The organism is Pseudomonas sp. M30-35, assembly GCF_002163625.1.
Classification (GTDB): Bacteria; Pseudomonadota; Gammaproteobacteria; order Pseudomonadales; family Pseudomonadaceae; genus Aquipseudomonas.
The window spans coordinates 55,791-77,280 of record NZ_CP020892.1 but is presented as its reverse complement, the minus strand read 5'-3'; the positions used below and the strand labels follow the sequence as shown (position 1 = coordinate 77,280).

General features: G+C 53.8%; 21 protein-coding genes and 1 pseudogene. 15 read left to right on the top strand and 7 right to left on the bottom strand.

Annotated elements, in window-relative coordinates; genetic code table 11:
• Positions 1-77: 77 nt before the first annotated feature.
• Both B9K09_RS22900 and B9K09_RS00325 read left to right on the top strand, forming a co-directional pair.
• Positions 78-194, top strand: a pseudogene (locus B9K09_RS22900) (hypothetical protein); the annotation flags it as partial.
• A gap of 32 nt (positions 195-226) precedes the next feature.
• The gene (locus B9K09_RS00325; protein ID WP_087518914.1) at positions 227-1,003 is read left to right on the top strand and encodes an N-acetylmuramoyl-L-alanine amidase; all 777 of its coding nucleotides are present in this window, start codon (positions 227-229) and stop codon (positions 1,001-1,003) included.
• A 65-nt stretch (positions 1,004-1,068) separates the two neighbouring features.
• Here the strand turns inward: B9K09_RS00325 and B9K09_RS00320 are convergent, their stop codons facing one another.
• Both B9K09_RS00320 and B9K09_RS00315 read right to left on the bottom strand, forming a co-directional pair.
• The gene (locus B9K09_RS00320; RefSeq protein ID WP_087514908.1) at positions 1,069-1,479 is read right to left on the bottom strand and encodes a DUF1330 domain-containing protein; all 411 of its coding nucleotides are present in this window, start codon (positions 1,477-1,479) and stop codon (positions 1,069-1,071) included.
• Between the two features lie 116 nt (positions 1,480-1,595).
• Entirely contained in the window at positions 1,596-1,994 is a 399-nt protein-coding gene (locus B9K09_RS00315; protein ID WP_087514907.1) for a response regulator, read from the bottom strand.
• A gap of 239 nt (positions 1,995-2,233) precedes the next feature.
• Between B9K09_RS00315 and B9K09_RS00310 the strand changes: the two genes are divergently transcribed.
• From B9K09_RS00310 to B9K09_RS22885, 6 genes are all read left to right on the top strand, one after another.
• Positions 2,234-5,743 (top strand): response regulator, encoded by a 3,510-nt coding sequence (locus B9K09_RS00310; protein WP_087514906.1) that lies wholly within the window; start codon positions 2,234-2,236, stop codon positions 5,741-5,743.
• Positions 5,743-6,564, top strand: coding sequence for a protein-glutamate O-methyltransferase CheR (locus tag B9K09_RS00305; protein WP_087514905.1), 822 nt, complete (start codon positions 5,743-5,745; stop codon positions 6,562-6,564). Before B9K09_RS00310 ends, B9K09_RS00305 begins: the two co-directional genes overlap by 1 nt.
• Entirely contained in the window at positions 6,561-7,169 is a 609-nt protein-coding gene (locus B9K09_RS00300) for a chemotaxis protein CheB (protein WP_087514904.1), read from the top strand. Before B9K09_RS00305 ends, B9K09_RS00300 begins: the two co-directional genes overlap by 4 nt.
• A gap of 2 nt (positions 7,170-7,171) precedes the next feature.
• Complete coding sequence (locus B9K09_RS00295; protein ID WP_087514903.1) at positions 7,172-8,380, top strand: hybrid sensor histidine kinase/response regulator; 1,209 nt, start codon at positions 7,172-7,174, stop codon at positions 8,378-8,380.
• Positions 8,381-8,574: 194 nt separating this feature from the next.
• Positions 8,575-8,838 carry a hypothetical protein gene (locus B9K09_RS00290; RefSeq protein ID WP_087514902.1) on the top strand — a complete coding sequence of 88 codons (264 nt, stop codon included), beginning with the start codon at positions 8,575-8,577 and terminating at the stop codon, positions 8,836-8,838.
• 132 nt (positions 8,839-8,970) lie between these two features.
• Positions 8,971-9,156, top strand: a complete 186-nt coding sequence (locus B9K09_RS22885; protein ID WP_305882885.1) for a PA3371 family protein — start codon at positions 8,971-8,973, stop codon at positions 9,154-9,156.
• A gap of 68 nt (positions 9,157-9,224) precedes the next feature.
• Here the strand turns inward: B9K09_RS22885 and B9K09_RS00285 are convergent, their stop codons facing one another.
• Positions 9,225-11,012 (bottom strand): ATP-binding protein, encoded by a 1,788-nt coding sequence (locus B9K09_RS00285; RefSeq protein ID WP_087514901.1) that lies wholly within the window; start codon positions 11,010-11,012, stop codon positions 9,225-9,227.
• Positions 11,009-12,355: a sigma-54-dependent response regulator transcription factor AlgB gene (gene algB / locus B9K09_RS00280; protein ID WP_087514900.1), complete on the bottom strand. Its 1,347-nt coding sequence runs from the start codon at positions 12,353-12,355 to the stop codon at positions 11,009-11,011. The genes B9K09_RS00285 and algB overlap by 4 nt, the downstream gene beginning before the upstream one ends.
• Before the next feature lie 231 nt (positions 12,356-12,586).
• Between algB and B9K09_RS00275 the strand changes: the two genes are divergently transcribed.
• The 6 genes from B9K09_RS00275 (at position 12,587) to B9K09_RS00250 (ending at position 16,686) form a co-directional block, all read left to right on the top strand.
• Positions 12,587-13,423, top strand: a complete 837-nt coding sequence (locus B9K09_RS00275; protein WP_087514899.1) for a BON domain-containing protein — start codon at positions 12,587-12,589, stop codon at positions 13,421-13,423.
• Between the two features lie 137 nt (positions 13,424-13,560).
• Positions 13,561-13,995 carry a PA2169 family four-helix-bundle protein gene (locus tag B9K09_RS00270; protein WP_087514898.1) on the top strand — a complete coding sequence of 145 codons (435 nt, stop codon included), beginning with the start codon at positions 13,561-13,563 and terminating at the stop codon, positions 13,993-13,995.
• Between the two features lie 237 nt (positions 13,996-14,232).
• Entirely contained in the window at positions 14,233-14,397 is a 165-nt protein-coding gene (locus tag B9K09_RS00265) for a DUF1328 domain-containing protein (protein ID WP_087514897.1), read from the top strand.
• A gap of 49 nt (positions 14,398-14,446) precedes the next feature.
• On the top strand, positions 14,447-14,908 hold the full coding sequence (locus B9K09_RS00260; RefSeq protein WP_087514896.1) for an inhibitor of vertebrate lysozyme family protein: 462 nt from the start codon (positions 14,447-14,449) through the stop codon (positions 14,906-14,908).
• Between the two features lie 160 nt (positions 14,909-15,068).
• Positions 15,069-16,298: a nucleoside recognition domain-containing protein gene (locus B9K09_RS00255; protein ID WP_087514895.1), complete on the top strand. Its 1,230-nt coding sequence runs from the start codon at positions 15,069-15,071 to the stop codon at positions 16,296-16,298.
• A gap of 19 nt (positions 16,299-16,317) precedes the next feature.
• The gene (locus tag B9K09_RS00250; protein WP_087514894.1) at positions 16,318-16,686 is read left to right on the top strand and encodes a glyoxalase superfamily protein; all 369 of its coding nucleotides are present in this window, start codon (positions 16,318-16,320) and stop codon (positions 16,684-16,686) included.
• 28 nt (positions 16,687-16,714) lie between these two features.
• On the opposite strand, the gene B9K09_RS00245 is transcribed toward B9K09_RS00250, so the two are convergent.
• Together B9K09_RS00245 and B9K09_RS00240 are read right to left on the bottom strand one after the other, a co-directional pair.
• Positions 16,715-17,728 (bottom strand): DUF5924 family protein, encoded by a 1,014-nt coding sequence (locus tag B9K09_RS00245; protein ID WP_087514893.1) that lies wholly within the window; start codon positions 17,726-17,728, stop codon positions 16,715-16,717.
• 173 nt (positions 17,729-17,901) lie between these two features.
• Positions 17,902-19,296 (bottom strand): pitrilysin family protein, encoded by a 1,395-nt coding sequence (locus B9K09_RS00240; RefSeq protein ID WP_087514892.1) that lies wholly within the window; start codon positions 19,294-19,296, stop codon positions 17,902-17,904.
• 191 nt (positions 19,297-19,487) lie between these two features.
• Here B9K09_RS00240 and B9K09_RS00235 point away from each other — a divergent pair, with 191 nt between their 5' ends.
• A complete protein-coding gene (locus B9K09_RS00235; protein ID WP_087514891.1) occupies positions 19,488-20,453 on the top strand; it encodes an NAD-dependent epimerase/dehydratase family protein in 966 nt (321 codons plus the stop codon).
• Here B9K09_RS00235 and B9K09_RS00230 read toward each other — a convergent pair.
• Positions 20,450-21,484, bottom strand: a complete 1,035-nt coding sequence (locus B9K09_RS00230; protein WP_087518913.1) for an AraC family transcriptional regulator — start codon at positions 21,482-21,484, stop codon at positions 20,450-20,452. The genes B9K09_RS00235 and B9K09_RS00230 overlap by 4 nt on opposite strands.
• Positions 21,485-21,490 lie beyond the last annotated feature (6 nt).

The window sequence follows — 21,490 nt, the reverse complement described above, 5'->3', positions numbered from 1 at the left end:
TCTGGTGACTGACCCGTTCGCGAACACCGCGACCTACATGACTCAACGTCGACCCAAGCCATGCTGTCGCTAGCCGGTCGCGTGAGATCACGGCGATTGCAGTCACCATCATCCTCTTCGTTGTCGCCATGCGCCTGATACTCCCCAGCAAAAAAAGCATGCTGGGCGACCTGCCAGACGCTGAGCCGACCCTGAATAACCTGCAAAACGTATGACATATCAAATCATGAAATTATTCTGCATCTCCTTGATGTTGGTCTTGCTTGCCGGTTGCGCCGGCGGCCCGAGCATCGACAAAAGCTATACCGCAACCGGGCAAAATAGCCGTGTGCAATTTGTGGTGCTGCATTACACCTCAACCAATTTGTCGCGCTCCCTGGAGCTGCTTACCACCCAGGATGTCAGCAGCCATTACTTGATCGACTCGAACCCAGCGACCATCTACCAACTGGTTGATGAGAACCGCCGCGCCTGGCATGCCGGGGTCAGTTCGTGGAAAGGCCGAACCTGGCTCAACAGCACTACGATCGGCATTGAATTGGTCAACAAGGGCTACACCGACACGCCTTCTGGCCGGGTTTGGCAGCCGTATACAGAGGCCCAGATTCAAGCGCTGATCGCTTTACTCAAAGACATAGTTAAACGTCACGAGCTTCCACTTGGCAGCATTATCGGGCACAGCGATGTGGCGCCGCAGCGCAAGGTCGACCCAGGCCCGTACTTCCCGTGGAAGCGCCTCGCCGATGAAGGCTTGGTGCCGTGGCCGGATGCCAACGAAGTCGCGCGCAAACAAGTGCAACTGGCGGCCAACTTGCCGAACATCGGCTGGTTCCAGCACCAGTTGGCGCGTCAAGGCTACGAGATCATCGAGAACGGCCAACTCGACGCACAAACCCGCAAGGTGCTCGCCGCGTTTCAGATGAAGTATCGGCCCAGCAATTATGCCGGCCAAGCGGATGCTGAAACCGCCGCCATGCTGCTGGTGCTCAACAGCAAACTTTGAAGATGCGCGGGGTGTGGCAACGTGAAGCTTGCCCGCCCGCTGAGCTGAAGGCTGAAGCCTGGCGACTAGTCAGTTACAGCAGTGGTGCCAATCAGGCGCGAGTCAGACAGCGCAGCTGTGCGGTGTACGGTAACGGCTTGATATTGTGGGTCGTTGATCATGCTCAGAAACGCTTGTTTCGACGGATAGCGCACTAACAACATCTGATCCCACTGCTCATCACTCGGCGCAATCAGCGCGACATGGGCATTGGCCAACAACTCAACACTGCCACCTACGCCCTGCACTTTCTTCAGGGCCGTCTTGCTGTAGGTCGCATACGCTTGCTGGCCAGTGCAAGGAGTGTGCTCACTGCCCTCGGGATAACTGGCTTGTGCGTTAAAACGCAGCAGATTAAGCATCAGGATCGGCGTGTTGTCGGGCATGCGCTCGGCAAACTCAGCAAGTTGCTCACGACTTGGATTCAGGCTTGGCATAATTAGTTGTCCCCAAAGATACTGAACCAACAATGCCTGACCCTCAGCTTGGGTCAAGGCTAATTGATCTGGCTTATGGGGCGACTGCCAGCAAAGTGCACAGTTCTCGCGCGTTATTAGCCAAGCATTGCCTGAAGGACGCTGCGCAATTGATCCAGCTGGAAGGGTTTGGTGATAGTCGCAACTGCGCCATTACCCGCCATGTTGCGCACACTTTGATGCTCTTGGGTGTCGTAACCGCTAGCAAGCAAAACCGCAATACCAGGGCGTAATGTCAAGGCTTGCTCGGCCAGCTCAAGGCCACTGATATCCGGCAAGCCAATGTCGGTCATCAACAGGTTCAGTGCTTGCTCGCCGCGTAAAATACTCAAGGCCGTACCACCATCTTCAGCACCGAATACTTGATAGCCGAACGCTTCAAGCACTTCGAGGGTCAAAGCTCTGACCACCGCATCATCTTCAACCACTAGAATGGTATGCAGATTTCCGCTGAAGGCGTCGGTCCTATTTTGCATATGCGGGCCTTGTCGTTTGTGCCAAGTGGCGAAGTTTATTTGTAGGTTAGAGTCTTCAGTGAAACGAACTGCGCTGGCGTCAACTGCTTGCGCAGCTTTGTCATGCTCTGATCTGCGCGAGCCAACCCCTTCAAAAGGGCTTGGCGTGGTTCTCGTATTTTCTAATTAGTCACTGTTCTTAAGTATGATTATTAACGCATATTACTGCAAAATCTGAATTTTTAAGCCTGGGGCAAACCATGACCAAGTCAGCACCCAACAGCGAACAGAGTTTTCGCCAGCTCGTTCGCCGCAATATTGCGCTGCCACTCGTTATCGGTTTAGCCACTGCTGTATTTTTTATTGGTTTGATTGCCTACCTGATCAACACGCAAAAAACCGTCGACCATACCGATCAGGTGATAAGCAGCGCCAGCCAGTCAATCAAACTGACGATTGACCTGGAAACATCGCTGCGCGGTTACTTGATCACCGGTGAAAACGACTTCTTGCAGCCTTACGAAGAAGCTCGGCCTCTGATCAAAGTTGAGCTAGAAAACCTCGAGAAAATGCTCAAGGATGATCCGGATCAGAGTGCGCGCTTAGAACGCATTCAAGCCTTGCATGAGGATTGGGATCGTTACGCGACGGGGCTGATCAAATTGCGTCAGGAAAATGCCGACATCAGAAACCCTGTGCGCTCAGGCCGTGGCAAGCACATTACCGACAGCGCCCGTGAAGAATATGACAATTTTATCCAAATCGAGCAGCAGCGCCGTCATCAGCGCAACCAGCAAGTCAACGACTCAGTAACCTTGTATGTGTTGCTCTACATATTGGGCAGCCTGACGCTGAGCTGTTTACTGGCCTATTTTGGACGTCGCGATCTTCTTGGACTGGCGGCGCAACATGCACAAATTCTCGACCAGCAGCGCCAAAGTACCGAGATCATTGAGCACAAGGCGTGGCTGCGCAGCGGCCAAAGCCTGTTGGCGGAACAAGTTCTCGGGCAGGCAAACTTACAGGCGCTAGGCCGCAATGTACTGAGCTGCTTAACCGCTTACCTGAACGCTTCCGTTGGCGCTTTCTACGTGCGCTCGGAACAGGGCGATATTAGCCGCATCGCCAGTTATGGCTTCAGCCGGGAGCTGGAGAATGCTGAGCAGAACTTCACCAGTAATGAGACGTTGGTTGGCCAGACTGCCAGCGAAAATAAACTGCTGCAGTTGGATAACCTTCCGAACGCCTACCTAAAAGTCAGCTCCGGGCTGGGCAGTACTGCGCCGGTGAGTATTGTGCTGCTGCCGATCAGCAACGGTTACTCGGTCAATGGCGTGCTCGAACTGGGCTTTTTACAGCCGATTGCACCACGCGTCAGCGAGTTCCTTGAGTTGATCGCCGAGCCGGTTGGCACCTCGATTGACTCGGTGCGCAATCGCCAGCGCCTGCAAGAAATACTCTCAGAAACCCAGCAGCTAAACGAAGAGCTTCAGGTACAGCAGGAAGAGTTGCGCACCGCGAATGAGAAGCTTGAAGAGCAATCGCAAGTACTCAAGGAATCACAGGCATACCTTGAAACTCAACAGGCTGAGCTTGAGCAAACCAACGAGCAACTGGCAGATCAGGCGCAAATTCTAGCGGAGCAACGTGACACCCTCGACGAACGCAATACTGCGCTGGGCCGTGTGCAGGTGCTGCTTGAGGAGCGCGCGCAAGAGCTGCAACGCGCCAGTCTTTACAAGTCTGAGTTCCTCGCCAACATGTCGCACGAGCTGCGCACCCCGCTTAATAGTTCGCTGATTTTAGCCAAGCTGTTGGCTGACAACCCGCAGGGCAACCTGACTGCCGAGCAAACCAAGTTTGCCGAGTCGATCTACTCAGCAGGCAACGACCTACTCAACCTGATCAATGACATCCTTGATATTTCCAAGGTTGAAGCAGGCAAGCTTGAAGTTCGCCTGCATGATGTGAAGCTCGAACGTCTGATCGAAGGCATGCGCAATGTCTTTGAGCCGTTGGCCAATGACAAGAATCTTGAGTTCACTATCGAGTTACTGGCTGGAGTGCCGGATGAAATCTTCAGCGACCAGCAGCGTATTGAGCAGATCCTGAAAAACCTGCTGTCGAATGCGATCAAATTTACAGAAAAAGGTTGTGTCACGCTGACCGTGAGTCGCCAGCCGGGCGCGGGTATTGCCTTTGCCGTTGAAGACTCAGGCATCGGTATTCGCGAAGATCAGCAAGAAAGCATTTTTGAAGCGTTCCGCCAGGCGGATGGCGCAATCAACCGGCGCTACGGCGGCACAGGACTGGGGCTGTCGATCTCACGTGACCTCGCGGCATTGCTCGGCGGCTCGATCAGCATCGTCAGCACACCAGGAGCGGGCAGCACCTTTACCCTGCTGCTACCGGAAACCTATGACGAAACAGCTGCCAACGCACTAACGGACTTAAATTCAGGTCCAGCTGCAACGCCTGTACAACAGCCAATAAAAATTGCTCAGGCATCTGTGCCCGTGCCGGTTGTGACCGAGCCGGTGATGTTGCCACGCTTTGCCGATGACCGCGAGCAGCTGCCAGAAGCTGGGCGCTGCGTACTGGTGATTGAGGATGAGCCGAAATTCGCACAGATTCTCTATGACCTGGCCCACGAGCTTGAATACAACTGCTTGGTCGCCCATGGCGCGGACGAAGGCGTGGAGTTGGCTTCGAAATTGTTGCCGCAAGGCATCTTGCTCGACATGCGTCTGCCCGATGCTTCCGGCCTTACGGTATTGCAGCGCCTGAAAAACAACCCGCTGACCCGCCATATCCCCGTACATGTGATCTCAGTTGAAGACCGTATTGAAGCGGCCTTGCAGCTGGGTGCCATTGGCTATGCGGTCAAACCCACCACCCGTGAACACCTCAAGGCGGTATTTGCCAAGCTCGAAGCCAAGCTTTCGCAACAAGTTAAGCGTGTGCTGCTGGTTGAAGACGATGCCCTACAACGCGAGAGCATCAGCCATCTGATTGGTGATGACGATATTGAGATCACCGCAGTCGAGTTTGGCCAGCAGGCACTCGACCTGCTGCGCACGACGGTGTTCGACTGCATGATCATCGACCTCAAGTTGCCTGACATGCAGGGCAATCAACTGCTTAAACGCATGTCTGCTGAAGATATCCGCGCCTTTCCTCCGGTCATCGTCTACACCGGGCGTAACCTGACCCGAGACGAAGAAACAGACCTGATGAAATACTCCAAGTCGATCATCATCAAAGGCGCGCGTTCTCCGGAACGCCTACTTGATGAAGTCACGCTGTTCCTGCACAAGGTCGAGTCGCAGTTATCCACAGAGCGCCAGACCATGCTTAAAACTGCACGCAACCGTGACAAAGTCTTCGAAGGACGGCGCATCCTGCTGGTCGATGATGACGTGCGTAATATCTTCGCCCTGACCAATGCCCTTGAACAAAAAGGGGCTGTGGTTGAGGTTGGCTGCAATGGCCGCGAGGCGATTGAAAAGCTTAACCAGTTTGATGACATCGACCTGGTGCTGATGGATATTATGATGCCGGAAATGGATGGTTATGAAGCCACCGAAATCATTCGCAAAGACCCGCGCTGGCGCAAATTACCGATCATTGCGGTGACTGCCAAGGCAATGAAGGATGACCAGGATCGCTGCTTGCGAGCCGGCGCCAATGACTACTTGGCCAAGCCGATTGATCTCGAACGGTTGTTCTCCTTGATCCGGGTGTGGATGCCCAAACTGGAACGTATTTGATGGCACCTGAGCGTACCCACGATATTGAGTTGCGCCTGCTGATCGAGGCGATTTATCTCAAATATAATTACGACTTTCGCGATTACTCCGGGGCTTCGCTCAAGCGCCGCGTGCGTCATGCATTGGTACAGCTCGAATGCCAGAGCATTTCTGCTCTGCAAGAAAAAGTGCTGCATCAACCTGGCATGTTCATACAGTTGCTGCAATACATAACGATTCCGGTCAGCGAGATGTTCCGCGACCCAAGCTACTTTCTGGCACTGCGTCAGAACGTACTGCCACTCCTGCGCACTTATCCGTCGTTAAAGATCTGGATTGCCGGGTGCAGCACCGGTGAAGAAGTATATTCAATGGCGATTTTGCTCAAGGAAGAAGGCTTGCTTGAGCGGTCAATCATTTATGCGACCGACATCAACCCAGTGTCACTGGAGCGTGCCGAACGCGGCATATTTGGTTTAAACAACATTCGCAGCTACACCGAAAACTACCAGAAAGCTGGCGGACTCAAGGCCTTTTCTGACTATTACACCGCCGCATATGACGGGGTGATTTTCGATAAATCACTGCGCGCCAACGTCACCTTCGCTGACCACAGTTTGGCCACCGACACCGTGTTTGCCGAAACCCAATTGGTGTCATGCCGCAATGTGCTGATCTACTTCAACAAGTCGCTACAAGACCGGGCACTCGGTCTATTCCATGAGTCGCTGTGTCACCGTGGTTTTCTCGGTTTGGGCAGCAAGGAAAGCATCGATTTCTCAACTTATGTGCACAGCTTCGAAGCGCTGAGCAGAGCCGATCGGGTTTTTCGCAAACTATGATCCAGAGCCACTGGCAAGCCGCGCTGGCCAAACACCCGACAACTATCGAGGCGTTGGTAGTCGGCGCATCTGCGGGGGGCGTAAGCGCCTTGCTGACCATTTTTGCCAACCTGCCTGCTCACCCCAGGTTGCCCATTGCCGTGGTTATACACCTACCGGATAACCACAATAGCGCGCTGGCAGAAGTCATGGGCAAACGCCTGGGCCTCCCCGCCAAAGAAGCCGAGAACCTTGAGCCACTGGAAGCGGGTACGTTGTACTTCGCTGCACCCGGCTACCATTTGTCGATTGAGGCTGACCACAGCTTTTCCTATAGCCGCGAGGAGCCGGTGTACTTTTCACGCCCCTCGATTGATATTCTTTTTGAGTCTGCGGCTGATGCTTATGGCGCCAATCTGGCAGGCATCTTATTGACGGGCGCCAATCAGGATGGCGCCTCAGGTTTGGCAACAATCAAGCGACTTGGCGGTTTTACTGTCGTGCAAGACCCACAAGATGCACATGTACCCACCATGCCATTGGCAGCGCTGGCCCTGCATCAGCCAGACGTAGTCGCCGGGTTGGCGGAAATTCGAGCGTTGCTCGTTGAAATGGAAACGGCTTAAGCATGCTGAGCAAGATCATTACAAAACTACTGATCGTCGATGACATCCCAGAGAACCTGCTGGCACTCGACGCTTTGATTCGCGGCGAAGGTCGGCAGATTTTCCACGCCAAGAGCGGTGAACAAGCACTTAGCCTGTTGCTGCAACACGAGTTTGCCCTGGCGATTATTGATATCCAGATGCCCGGCATGAATGGCTTCGAACTCGCTGAGTTAATGCGTGGTACTGAGAAAACCAAGAACATCCCAATCGTGTTTGTCAGCGCTGCTGGCCGTGAGCTCAACTATGCCTTCAAAGGCTACGAGACCGGCGCGGTGGACTTCCTGCAAAAACCATTGGATGTACAGGCTGTGACCAGTAAGGTTGCGGTATTCGCCGACCTGGACCGCCAACGCCAAGCCATCAATATTCAGGTCAATGCGCTTGAAAAGGGCCGTCGCGAGCAAGAAACCCTGCTCAGTGAATTGCGCTGTACACAAGAGGAATTGAAGCTTGCGGTACGCATGCGTGATGACTTTATGTCGATCGTTTCTCACGAACTGCGCACGCCGCTTAATGGCCTGATCCTCGATAATCAACTGCGCAAAATGCACCTTGAAAGCGGCAATATGCAGGCATTCACCGCGGATCGCTTGCTGGCGATGAACAGCCGTGATGAGCGGCAAATCACCAGTCTTATTCGCCTGATCGAAGACATTCTCGATGTATCACGAATTCGCACCGGCAAACTGTCGATACGGCGAGCACAGGTTGATCTTGGCGATTTAACCGAGCAAGTATTGGATCGCTACAGCGCTCAACTCAATGAATCTGGCTGCACGCTGAGCAGCGACATTGCCACCGGGGTTGTCGGCAACTGGGACGCTTTTCGAATTGAGCAGGTGATCATTAACCTACTGACCAACGCCATGCGTTACGGCGCCAAGAAGCCAATTATTGTGCGGGTGTTCGCCGACAACCAATTTGCCTATCTGCAGGTACAGGATCACGGCGTGGGAATCTCCGAGCAGGACCAGCAACGTATCTTCGGACAGTTTGAACGGGTCAACACCAACCAGTCTGCGCAAGGTTTGGGGCTTGGACTGTTTATCACGGAGCAAATTGTCACTGCCCATCAGGGGCAGATCAGCGTTGCGAGTAGGCAAGGTGAAGGTGCCATGTTTGCGGTTACCTTGCCATTGGAGGCAAGCACTTCGCCCAGTGATAGCTGAGGATCAAGGCAAAAAATCAGGCGGGTCGTGCAATTTGCAATGCCAGCAATGAGCAATCATGCAAACTGCAATCTGCGCAGCACATAGCAGACTTGTAACTTATTGATTTATAACAAATTAATCATGGAAGTCAGTTGGCACGCTGCCTGCAAAACACCCTGCATCATTAAAATATTAAATAGGGTGCAACCGCGATGAATACTGTACTGAACTTGCTTAGTGCTGCAGCAGTTGTAATCAGCGGTGCAGTTGCATCAACCGCTCCGACTCTTGATACCGGCGCCAAGGTTAACGCCCAGATCCAAGTGCCGTCAGCGCCAAAAACCTTTCAGCACGAGTCATTTGCCAATTCTGCAGCACGCACTGCCGCTTTCTTGCCCACGGCGGATGCAGATGAGCAGCAGGCACCGTTGCAAGTCGAGCTAACACCCAACGCCAACCAACGCTGGGTGTTTTAAGCCACTGCATCATCAAACCAACATTATCGAATCCATCAGGCGCCAGTACCCGCTGTGACAGTTGGTACAAGTGAGGCGCACTGACCGAATATTTGTTTGAGCACGTAACGAGTAACGTGCACCGGAGGGGTTATGTCAAAGACTGCATTGGGGTTACTGGTTCTGACTGTTTTAAGCGGTACGGTTTTACTGCTGGATGTTTTTTCCGGCGCCGAGAGCAGCGCAGTGCTTAAATGCACATTCGCGCTTTCGCTGTGTGCTACAACCCTGGCGCTAGCATTAGGTCGACGGATTAAATTTGATCCCGTACTGCGCTGAACTGGCTTACAGCTACGCTTGAATGTCGGATACCTCTTATGGGTATCCGGCATTTTTTATCACGCTCATTATTCCAGTGAACGAATCGGCAAGTTGATGCAGAACAGCGCACCCTCACCCGGTTTCGATTCAAGGCTGATATGGCCACCGTGCAGTTGCACGATCTCCTTACACAGCGCCAGCCCCAACCCTACCCCGCCTTTACGTTTGCCAACCTGGACAAAGGGTTCAAATATCCGTGACTGCTGACTAAACAACACGCCGTCGCCATCGTCTTTGACACAGATGATCAGAGCTTCATGTTCAATCTGCACATTCAGCAGAATCTCACCACCAGCGTCAGTATGGCGCAAGGCGTTAGCCATCAGGTTGTCGAGCACACGGTCAATTTGGCCACGGTCTAGCGGCACCTCAGGCAGATGCTCATCAGCTTCGCAGAGTAAATTAATACCTTTTTCAGCCGCTTCACGGGCGAAACGTTGTTCGGCTTGACTGACCAGACCAACCAAGTTGCAAGGGGCCAGCTCAAGCTTCTGCACACCACTTTGATAGCGCGAGAAATTCAGCAAATCAGTAATCAGGTCAACGAGCCGCTGCATCTGCTCGTCCACTGTTTGCATCAGGTCTTCCTCGCGTGATTGCGGGTCAAACTTGAGCCGTTCTTGGAGCAACGCAAAAGCCATGTGTATGCCTGTAACCGGCGTGCGCAACTCATGCGAAGCACGCAGTACGAACTCACTGCGCGCACGCTCAAATGCACGCTGCTTGGTGACATCGCGCAACACCATGACCGCACCGAGAATGCCGCCTTGCGCCTGGCTGACCGGAGTCAGGCTATAGCTCAGCAAACGATTTTCACCTTGTGCATAAACCTGCAAATCGTCGAGTGCAGACTTCAATGTCTTACCCTGCAAAACACTCTGTATCTGCGCGTTGAATCCCTCTTTTTGTAGCGCCTGATCGAGACGTTCACCGATGCGTTGATGACTCCAGTCAAGCTGGCGCCCAGCAACCGGGTTGAAGTGCTCAAGTAAACCGTTGCGATCAAACATCAAAAGACCGTCGTCGATACTGTCGAGCACCGCTTGTAAACGCTGCTGTTCAGCCATCAAGGCGGCAACATTACTGTTCTTGAATTGGCGCAAGGAGTCAGCCATCAGGCCAAAGCGGTGACTCAAGGCCGCAAGCTCGTCAACCGGGGACTGTGGCAGAGAAATTTGCAAATCACCCTGGCCTATCTGGTCAGCCGCACTGGCCAGAGCCTCAATCGGTTGAGCCACCCGCCTAGCGATGCTATGTGCGGTAATAAAGCCAATGATCAGTAAGGCCAGCCCAATCAAGCCGAGTAATGCCGTGACCACCGTTGCTCTCTCTCGCGAGACTTTCTGCGCATTTTGCACCGCATCAACGTAACGCAGTTGTACCCCATTGATAAGGTCACGCAGACGTTGCAGCGCGTGGGCAAAATGATCGTCATGCAGCAGGTTGCTGCGCAGGTTGGCCGGTGAGTCGAGCAGCTTGCCGAACAATTTATAGGCGCGAGCAATTTCAGCAACCGCCTGACGGTCTTCTTCCGTCACACTGTATTGCCTGGCAATGGCCAGCCAATTGTGAAAGCGAATGTTGGATTCTTTAATCGCCAGCGCATCCAGCTCATCTTCAAGCAGCAAGATCACCTGTGTGCCCATCTCCTGACGAAACCCGAGAGTGGCATTGATGATATCGAGGTTGCGAGTCATCGCCTGATTTTGCACACGGGTGATCTGCCAGACGCTGATCATCCCAAAAATCAAACCAATCAACGCCACAGTCAGCAGCGCACTGCCACTGATGAATAGCCGGGTGCGCAGTTTCATAAATCGTACTGCTTGCGTTTGCGGTACAAGGTGGAAGCGTCAATACCGAGTGACTTCGCTGCTTGATCGAGGGTCTCGCTGCTGGCCATAACTGCCGCAATATGGCTTTTCTCCAGCTCCTCAAGACTCATCGCTCCGCCAACACGGGGCGCCTGATTATTGCTCCCCTCGCTAAGCCCCAAGTGACTTACCTGCACCCACTCTTCTTGGCAAATAATGCTCGCGCGCTCGACTACGTTACGCAACTCACGGATGTTGCCAGGCCAAGGATAATTGGCCAGCACCGATAACGCCTCCTCACTGAAGCCACGCGCTGGCCGAACGTACTCGTTGACGAAGCGAGCCAGAAAGCGATCAGCCAAGGCCAACACATCTTCAGTGCGCTCGCGCAAGGCGGGTAATTTCAAGGTGATGACATTAAGTCGGTAGAGTAAGTCTTCACGAAAACGTCCTTCACGAACCATTTCATCAAGATTGAGGTTGGTCGCGGCGACAATTCGCACATCCGCCTGGCGAGTGACCGGGTCACCCACACGCTCGTACTCTTTATCTTGGATAAAGCGCAGCAATTTAGGCTGCAAACTCAGCGGGAAGTCACCGATCTCATCGAGAAACAGTGTGCCGCCGTCGGCCTGATTAACCCGGCCCAGCGTGCTCTCGCTGGCACCGGTGAAAGCCCCTTTGGTGTGGCCAAACAATTCACTTTCCATCAACTCGGCCGTCAGCGACGGACAGTTAATAGTCACCGAGCTCTTTTTGACCCGCCGACTCCAACGGTGAATAGCCTGCGCCAACTCCCCTTTACCGGTGCCCGACTCGCCGAGAATCAGAATATTGGCGTCGGTAACCGCCACCTGTCGCGCTGTTTCCAACACAGCCATCATCGATGGGCTGCTGGAGTCGATATCGTTTTTTCGCTTGCGGACCTGACCTTCGAGAGTTTCGAGGCGCACCGCCAACTGCCGGGCTTCCACTTGCTTAGCCGCGGCCACACGCAGTTGTTCAGGGCTGCAGGGTTTAACCAGGTAATCCGCAGCACCCGCCTGCATTGCATCCACGGCGGTATCAATCGCCGAATGCGCGGTCACAATCACTACACGCATCCACGGCGCCTGCACGCGCATTACCGTGAGTACATCCAAGCCGTTATCGTCGCCCAGACGCAGGTCGAGAAAGCACACATCAAACACTTGTCGCTGCAACAACGCTTCGGCCTGCGCAGCACTGTTGGCGGTAGCAACGTTATAGCCCTCATCTTCAAGGCAATAACGGAAGGTGCGCAGAATTGCTGACTCATCATCAACTAACAAAATACGACCGTTTTTGGGTTCTACTGCGTCCATTAAAGGCTCCATTCCAAGGTGTACGTAAAATTAGTCAATGTGAAACCGTGCAAGTTGCACGGCCAGTATGGCCGCATCTTGCAGGCTGCATGCTGGCACCTTGTCTATTTAATATATAAGCCTTTGTTTTATAACAAATAAATATTTTTCAAAAAGCTGGCACAGGGCTTGCGATGTTCCTTCCAACAACCGCCTAACGCGGACTGCTTGCACAGAGTACGGAGGAACAAAATGCACACGTTAAAAACCCTGGTATTGGCAGCGGCTTCAGTTGGCATGTTTGCCCTGACCCCACTGGCAGCCAATGCTGCAGAAACAGATGTGAGCCAAGAGCTGAGCGAAGCACGTCAAGAAGGCTCGATCTGGACCGCAATGGCGCTGAATCGTCATCTTAACCCTTTCAGCATCGACAACGAGGTTGAAAACGGCACCGCGATTCTGACCGGTACCGTTGAAAGCAAAGTTGAGCGCGATCTTGCTGAGCAGGTTGCACTGAGTATCGACGGTATCAAAAAAGTCGATAACCAACTCAAAATCGACAACAACGTCAAACCTAAGGGCAAAGACTCAAAAACCTTGGCCAACCGCTTAGATGATGCGGGAATCACCGCCACGGTGAAGTCCAAGTTGCTCTGGAACACCAACACCGAAGGCTTGGATATCAGCGTTAAAACCGAAGAAGGCGCCGTCACGCTCAGCGGTAACGCCAAGACCCCTGCCGCCAAGGAACTGGCTGGTCGTCTGGCTACAAACACCGAAGGTGTACGTGAGGTGTTCAACCACCTGAGCATCAGTAAAGCCGACAGCACTGCAACCGAAGCAAAAAACGCTGCTAACGATGCCAGCGCAGCCATTAGCGATGCCTGGATCACCAGCAAAGTTAAGTCGAGCTTCGTCTACACCCGCAACCTTGATGCATTCGCCATCAATGTTGAGACCAACGAGGGCGTAGTCAAGTTAAGCGGCACGGTATTGAGCAGTGCCGCCAAAAGCCTTGCGGTTGAAACCGCACGTGACATTCGCGGCGTACGTGGCGTTGATGCCGATGCCCTGCGGATCGAAGGCTAACTCACGTATCGCGCACCTTTAATTTTGTGCACCACTAGTCGCGCACCACTAGTCGCGCACCACTGGTCGCGCACCACTAAACGTACAGATTTTAGACGCTGGTCAACCGATCAGCCGTCAAATGGAAGGAGATACACATGAGCACTAAAACAGCACAGCTGAACGAACTGATCGAAATTACCCGTGACGGTAAGCGCTTTTACGAGCATGCGATCACTGAAGTGAAAGATGTCCGTTTACAGACCATGTTTCGTGATCTTTCAACCGTGAAAACGCAAATCATCGAGGCGCTGGCAGTCAAAGTTGCGGCCAACGATACAACCCCGGCAACCGGCGGCACCATGATGGGCAAGATGCGTGAGGTTTACGCCGACGCACGCGCCACATTATCGAGCGATGAAGAGGCTACTTATGTCTCCCAGCTCGAAGAAGCCGAAGACCGAATCCTGCATGCCTTTGAAGATGCACTCAAAGACGCAGAGCCCGATGTCAAAGCTTTACTTGCTGTAGAGATGCCGAAAGTGCGTGCATGCCATGACCGCATGCGCAACCTGAAGCAATCGATCCAGTAAGTAAGTGTGTGATGGGGGAGCAGGGACGCTCCGCTTTTTGACCAGGCTGATCGTGCAAAACGCCTGAGCCAGAAGACCAACCATGCAGGATGCACGCTTCAAGCATTCACCATTTGTTTCTAAGTCACTGTTTTAGCTGAATTTTATTTTTTACCAAGGCTGGCACAACCTCTGCAATGTTCTTGGTTAGTAACAACTGATGTACCGCCGGACCCACTAAAATCAAGGAGAAACGCCATGTTAAGCTGGGCAATTACTTTTCTGATCATCGCCATTGTCGCTGCAGTATTAGGCTTCGGTGGTATCGCAGGCACCGCAACAGGTATCGCGAAGATTCTATTCATTGTGTTCCTGGTGCTCTTCGTTGTCTCGTTCATCATGGGCCGTCGTCCACGGGGCTGACCTTTAAGGTCAAGCACTGAGGATTCAGCACATGCATAAAGGAGCCACTATGAACGTTCTCAAGACGCTCACTGCCGCCCTGATGTTTGGCGGCAGTGCAGCGGCCTTGGCCGCTGACACTGATACCGAATTTCACCTCAACGAACTGCTTAAAACTGATCCGCAATACCAGGAAACTTGGCAGGATTTAGTTGAGCACCAAGAACGTTTGCCAGAGTGGATCATGAATCTCGACGGTGTTGCACCGCCGATGAAAGCCCTCGAAGAAGATGGCGACAAGTTCCTGGTTGGCCAGATATGTGAGGCGCAAAACTGCTTGAACCAACGTCTGTATGTTGCTTTCAGCTGGGACAAAGACGACGCTTACGCCCTCTACGTACAGCTGCCTGAGGCCTTGCCGAAAGATAAAGCCCCAAGCAAGTACGCCACACAAGAGTGGCTGGGCGAACCAGATGAAGGGATTAAACAGATGTTGCAAGAGCAACTGAAGAAAGATCCTAACTGGTACTAACCGATGCATGCCGCTCCCCGCGGCAATGCAGGCCAAGGCGCTGATCACAGCGCCGGTCGTCTCAACCGCAACGCAGTAACTTCTCACCCATGACTCATATGCTGACCCCGTCGCCCTTAAGGCGCGTTATTATTCGCGCACTGAACGAGGGAGACCGAGCATGCTCAATGGCCTGTGGCTAAGTTTTTTTATCGTGGCTGCTGTCGCCGGGGTGTCGCGCTGGCTGATTGGTGATGATCCTGCGGTGTTCGCGGCGATGGTCGAAAGCCTGTTTGCCATGGCCAAGTTATCGGTCGAAGTCATGATTGTGCTGTTTGGCACCTTGACCTTGTGGCTGGGCATGCTGCGAATTGCTGAAAAAGCCGGACTGGTCGATGCCTTGGCACGAATGCTCGGCCCGCTATTTGCGCGGCTTATGCCAGAAGTACCACGCGGTCACCCTGCTCTTGGCTTGATCACCATGAACTTCGCCGCCAATGGCCTGGGGCTGGACAACGCAGCCACGCCAATTGGCCTCAAGGCCATGCGCTCGCTGCAAGAGCTCAACCCGAGCAAGACCGTGGCAAGCAACGCACAAATCCTGTTCCTGGTCCTCAATGCATCGTCATTGACGTTGCTACCGGTCACTATCTTTGTGTATCGCGCCCAACAAGGCGCACCCGACCCAACCCTGGTGTTTCTACCAATCCTGCTCGCTACCAGCGCCTCGAGTCTGGTCGGCCTGCTCTCGGTCGCAGCGATGCAGCGGCTGCGCGTGTGGGACCCTGTAGTGCTGGCTTATCTACTGCCGGCGGCACTGTTGCTCGGCGCGTTTATGACGGTGCTCGGCGGCATGAGCGCAACAGCGCTGGCCGCCCTGTCATCATTGGTCGGCAATCTCACCTTGTTCGGCGTGGTATTGCTGTTTCTGGTCTTGGGCGCCTACAAGAAAGTAGCGGTGTACGAAGAGTTTGTTGAGGGCGCCAAGGAAGGTTTCGACGTTGCCAAAAGCCTGCTGCCGTATCTGGTGGCGATGCTCTGTGCGGTCGGTGTATTGCGCGCATCAGGGGCGCTGGATATGGGCCTGGACGGCATCCGCTGGTTACTTACCTATGCGGGCTGGGACACGCGCTTTGTTGAAGCACTGCCCACGGCGATGGTCAAACCGTTCTCTGGCAGTGCGGCGCGGGCAATGTTGATTGAAACCATGCAAAGCCAAGGCGTCGACAGTTTCCCTGCATTGGTGGCTGCGACCATTCAAGGCAGCACCGAGACAACCTTTTATGTAGTGGCGGTGTACTTTGGCGCGGTGGGCATCCAACGGGTGCGCCATGCTGTTGGCTGCGCCTTGTTGGCGGAGCTTGCCGGAGTGATTGCGGCAATCAGCGTATGTTACTGGTTCTTTGGTTAATTATTCAAAGGTGACGATTATGGCTTTACAACAAGCAATACCCATTCTACGTAGCTTTGATGCTGCCAAAGCCAAGGCGTTCTATCTCGACTTTCTCGGCTTCAAGCTCGATTTCGAACACCGCTTCAGCGAAGATCTGCCGCTGTATATGCAGGTATCGAAAGACGGTTGCTTGCTGCATATTTCAGAACACCATGGCGACTGCTGCCCGGGCGCTGCGCTGCGTATCGAAACCTCTAAGTTAGATACTTATCAGCAACTGCTGTTGGCTAAACAGTATGCCAACGCCCGGCCAAGCATCGAGGCCACGCCGTGGGGCTCGCGAGATATGACCGTGCATGACCCTTTCGGCAATCGCTTGGTGTTTACCGAGTCAGAGCCGAGCTAATCCGCGGTCTTACGCACCGTATATTCATTCAGGGCTCAACCTGAAAACGCAGCACACCGATCATTTGTCCGGCCTCGGTGAGGACTTGGATCTGCCACTTCCCGGTAGCGTCTTCCGGGAAGTTCTGTTTGTGCGTCCAAGCCCGATAGCCCTTTTCCCGACCGCCATGGATGTCCAGCGCAATGCGCTCGACTTCATGGCCGTTGTGCCGCCACACGTGATAAATACGCTCATTGAGGCCACGCGGCGCGTTGATCGCGGTGTAAGCATATAAGCCCTGAGCTCGCAGCTCAGCCACACTCAGTTCATCAAGACTCTTGCCTGGCGCGCGCTCTTGATCATTAAACTCAGTCGTCACCGCCACTTCATTGAGCCACAAGGTTGCCGGCGGTACCCAAACCCGTGCCAGCCACCCGAACCCAACCAACAGCAACGTTGCACCGACAAGTAACAAGACCCGCCACCAGCGCTGGAACGTGATGATCCCCATCAGGCTCGGAAAGGACAACAGCGCGGCGATAGCCAGCGACAGCTCGTAACTTTGCTCAGTGGTCAGCTTGAACACGATAGGCAGCGCTGTTAGCAGCAGCGCGAACAAAGTCAGGCTGTGATACATCAGGTACAGCCAACGACGCGGCGCAAGCCATTTGTAATACAGCGGGTCAATGATCGAGACCAAAGCAGCAACCGTTAACAGGCCACTAAACAGCATCTGGCCGCTGTTCCAAGTCGTGGTAATCCAAAAGAATGGCAGGACAAAGAACAGGCTTTCCTGGTGGATCAACTGGGTCGCATAGCGCAGCAATGACAGCGGGACTTTAAAGCCGAACCATTTGGCGATCTGCGCGCGCAAGAGGCTTCCGAGCACCAGCCACAACCAGCTCACCAGCATCACCAACGCCAGGACCTGCGCTAGCTCAGCTTGGCGCTTAACTAAAAAGAAGCTGGCAACGCCAGAGCAAAAACCAAAAATCGCGATGAGGCCCGGATGCCGTTGAGCCAAGGCAATGAGCGGGGTAAGGCGGTTCATCCAAGCTTGCATTGAAGGGTCGCATTCGCAAAAATCATGAGGCCAATGGCCGCCTCAAAAATGACTGAGTCCCTTCAGACGGTTGTTTAGGCGCGCAGGATACTCAGCCACACGCCGCTTGCAAAGCACTGGCAATCAATACTGCTGCGCTATTCAGTTTGGCTCATCCGATGCAATACGCCAGCTCAGCTTGAGCGTTTACTCAAGCGTCCGACGAGGAACGCAAGCAACAGCAAACCCGCCATTACAGCCAAGCAAAGATACAGACCATTGGCGGTGAGCAATGGTTTCTCAATGCGGATATAACCTTGCTGTTCAAGCAGCTGCTTCAAGGCTTGATTGGCTTGTTTGAAGGTAACGTTCTTAAGGCGCTCGGCCGGATCACGGAAACGGCCATTTTCATAGTCGGCGAGCGAACCCCAGTAGTAATCAGCGATTGCACTATTGCCTTGCACACCCCACTCCTGCTTGGCGACCGCGGCAGTCTGCAAACGCAAAAAGGTTTTCTCATTCAGACCGTCTTTTTTCAGCGTAGCGACTAGCTCACGCAGCGCCTCTTCAGCAACATCAAGGTCGCCGCGCTCCAACGTGCCATTGAGACTGAAAAAACTGGTGCTACCAAAAACGTTGCGCTCAGAGCTCGGGCCATAACTGAGGTTGTGTTCTATGCGCAGCGTTTCATAGAGCTTCCAGTCGATATAGTCGCTGATCAGCTCCCAGACCTCGTAGTCATTGGCGCCAACCCAGGGTTCTGGAAATATCCAGTGCAGGCTGGCGTTTTCACCGACTAGACGGGTTATTAGCTCACGACGCGGCTCGGCTTTGCGGCTAACCTGGGGTAACTCGATGGCTTGCGGCAAGTCGTGTGGCGGAATCGCACCGTATTGACGGTCCAGATATGCGGGTAGCCGTGGATCAAGCCCGCCCACAACAATCAGGGTCATATTGTTGGGCGCGTACCAATCGCTTTGCAGCTGCTCCAACTGCTGCAGAGAGAGTTGGCTGACATTATTTTTCTCAGTACAGGCCAAGCCCAGCTCAACGGCTAATTGCTGATTAGCTTCGCGGCTGAGATTTTGCTGGTCGATAAGGCGCTGCAAATTGGAGTAATGCCCACCGTTCTCGTGTTCGATGACCTTTTTTGCAGACTCAAGCTTTTTCTCGGTGAAGTGACTTTGAGTCAGGCTTGCCAGAAGCAGATCAAGTACAGCCCGCTGATTTTCAGCCGGTGCCTCAATCACAAAAGTGGTGTCGGTATCACGCGTGTACGCATTCCATTCACCGCCCAACGCCTGCATCTGCGTTTCCAAATCTACTTCGTCGTGCTTATCGATACCGCTGAAAAGCAAGTGCTCAAGTACGTGTGGAAGCTCTTTATGGGCACATGAAAAGTTGTCAAAGCCAACACCCACAATCAGCCGAATAGCGACGTGCTGGCGCTCAGCCGTAGGTTTAAGTAGCAACTGCAGGCCGTTTTCGAGTGCGTAACCCTCAACCTGCAGATGGTCCTCAGCACTGGCGCTAGTGCCCGTGAGTAGCCATAAACCCGCAACCAGGCTGAATAAAAACGTTTTCGCCATGAAGCCCCCCTTAACAAGCTCTCTACCAGCATACCTGCATAACACTCGCGTCGCGATTCGCCACTTTCGGTGGCTAGAATTGCCACTGTCACCGCGGCTAGCTATGGCTAGTCTGTACGGGTGAGTAAGACGTTACAGAGCAATGGATGGCTGTCGCGGAGAGTCATAATTGTCGTTCCTTGGAGAGTGTTATGCGCGTTTTAATCACTGGTTCTGCTGGTTTTATTGGTCAGCAGCTGTTGCGCCAATTATCGGTTCAACATCCGGACTGGACGCTCATCGCAGCAGATATACGGCCACAGAGCCGCACTGGGCTGGGCATGAATGTCGAGCTACTGCAGTTGGACATCAGTAAGTCGCGAGAGGTCAAAGTTTGTATCTCCACCTGGAAACCCCAGGCGATTGTGCACCTCGCCTCAGTGGTGACGCCGCCCCGCGGCATGACCGACCAACAGTTAAAAGCCATTGATGTGGGCGGCACACGCACAATAATTGATGCCGCCGTCAGCGAGGCGGTCGAACAGTTGATCATTACCAGTTCAGGTGCAGCCTATGGCTACTCCTGCAACAACGCCGAATGGATAGACGAAGACCAGCCGCTACGCGGACATGACCATTTTGCCTACGCCAAACATAAGCGTGAAGTAGAAGTGATGCTGGCCCAGGCTCGTGAGAAAAACCCGCAACTCAAGCAGCTTGTGCTGAGGGCGGGAACCATACTTGGCAAACAGATGAACAATCAGATCACCGACCTGTTCAATAAACCCACAGTCCTTGGCGTTAAGGGTAGCGACAGCCGCTTCGTGTTCATCTGGGACCAGGACGTTATCAACATCATCTGCCAAGGCCTGGAAAAACAAGCTGAAGGTATCTTTAACCTGGCCGGTGATGGCGCTTTAACCCTGCGCGAAATCGCCGTCTTGCTTGGCAAACCCTATCGACCTTTACCAGCGCTGCTGATTAAAAGCGTACTGGGCATTCTCAAGCCTTTGGGGCTCAGCCAATATGGCCCTGAGCAAATTGACTTTCTACGTTATCGCCCAGTGTTGGCAAATGCCCGACTGAAAAATATATTCGGCTATACCCCGCGCTACACCAGCCGTGAAGCGTTTCTGGCCTTTATCAAAGCTCGCGGTATCGGCCAGCCTGCGGCTTAGCGGCCAGGGCTGTTGTGCCGTGCTCTATATTCGCCGGGGGTCAAACCTGTCCACTGGCGGAACGCTCGGAAAAACACACTGGGCTCAGAATACCCCAGCAGCAGTGCGATCTCGGCAGCCGGTAGCTTGCCGCTGCTCAGATGGCGTTCGGCAAGCTGTCTGCGGGTGTCATTGAGGAGTTGCTGATAGCTGCAACCTTCATCGGTTAAACGCCGCTGCAGCGTGCGCTCGCTGAGATTCAAAGCGCGGGCCAGCTCACCACGATGCGGCTCACCGTGGGCCAATTGCTCACCCAACAGCGCCACCACCCGAGTACTTAAGCCTTGGCTGGGCAAGCGCGCAAGCAAGGCTTCAGCGTGCTGGCGGAGTAAACCCTCTAGCGGCTGGTTGGCCTGGATCAGATTGGCGCTGCGTAAATCGTGGGGCAAGACAACCGCATACTCAGCGCAATTAAACTGCAAGTCACAGGCAAATATCTGCTGGTAAGGGCTGAGGTCTTCGGGTTGCTCATGGGCAAACTGCGCGCTGAGCAGATGAAAATCCTCAATTAACGGATTAAACATCTGCACCCAGCAGGCCATCAGTGCCAGCACTCGGGTACGCGTGGCGGGCAAACTCGGATGCAAGGGCCGGTACTGTATCTGCAGGCCTTCTGCCAATTCCTGCATATGCATCTCACCGCCCTCACCCACAAGGCGTTGATAACGCATACCGACGTTAAGCGCATCATTCAAGGTTTGGCTGCTTTGCAGCAGGTAACCGAGCACGCTGAACGGCCCTGGCGCCAGGTTGACCCCAATCGCAAGCCCGGGCTCAGCCAAAGGCAAGCTGCTACCAAGTAACTGCCAGAGATGCTCCTGAATGGTGAAAGGCACGCGGGCATCCGGGTCTACAAGTTGCTCCTCTGTCAGGCCGCAACTCACCAATAGAGCTTCACGCTCCAGACCAAGGCGGACAGCAGCATGCAACACGGCCAAGGTGATGCTGGCACTGACGGAGGCATGATCATGGGAAACTGAAGGTGTTTGCATGCTAGG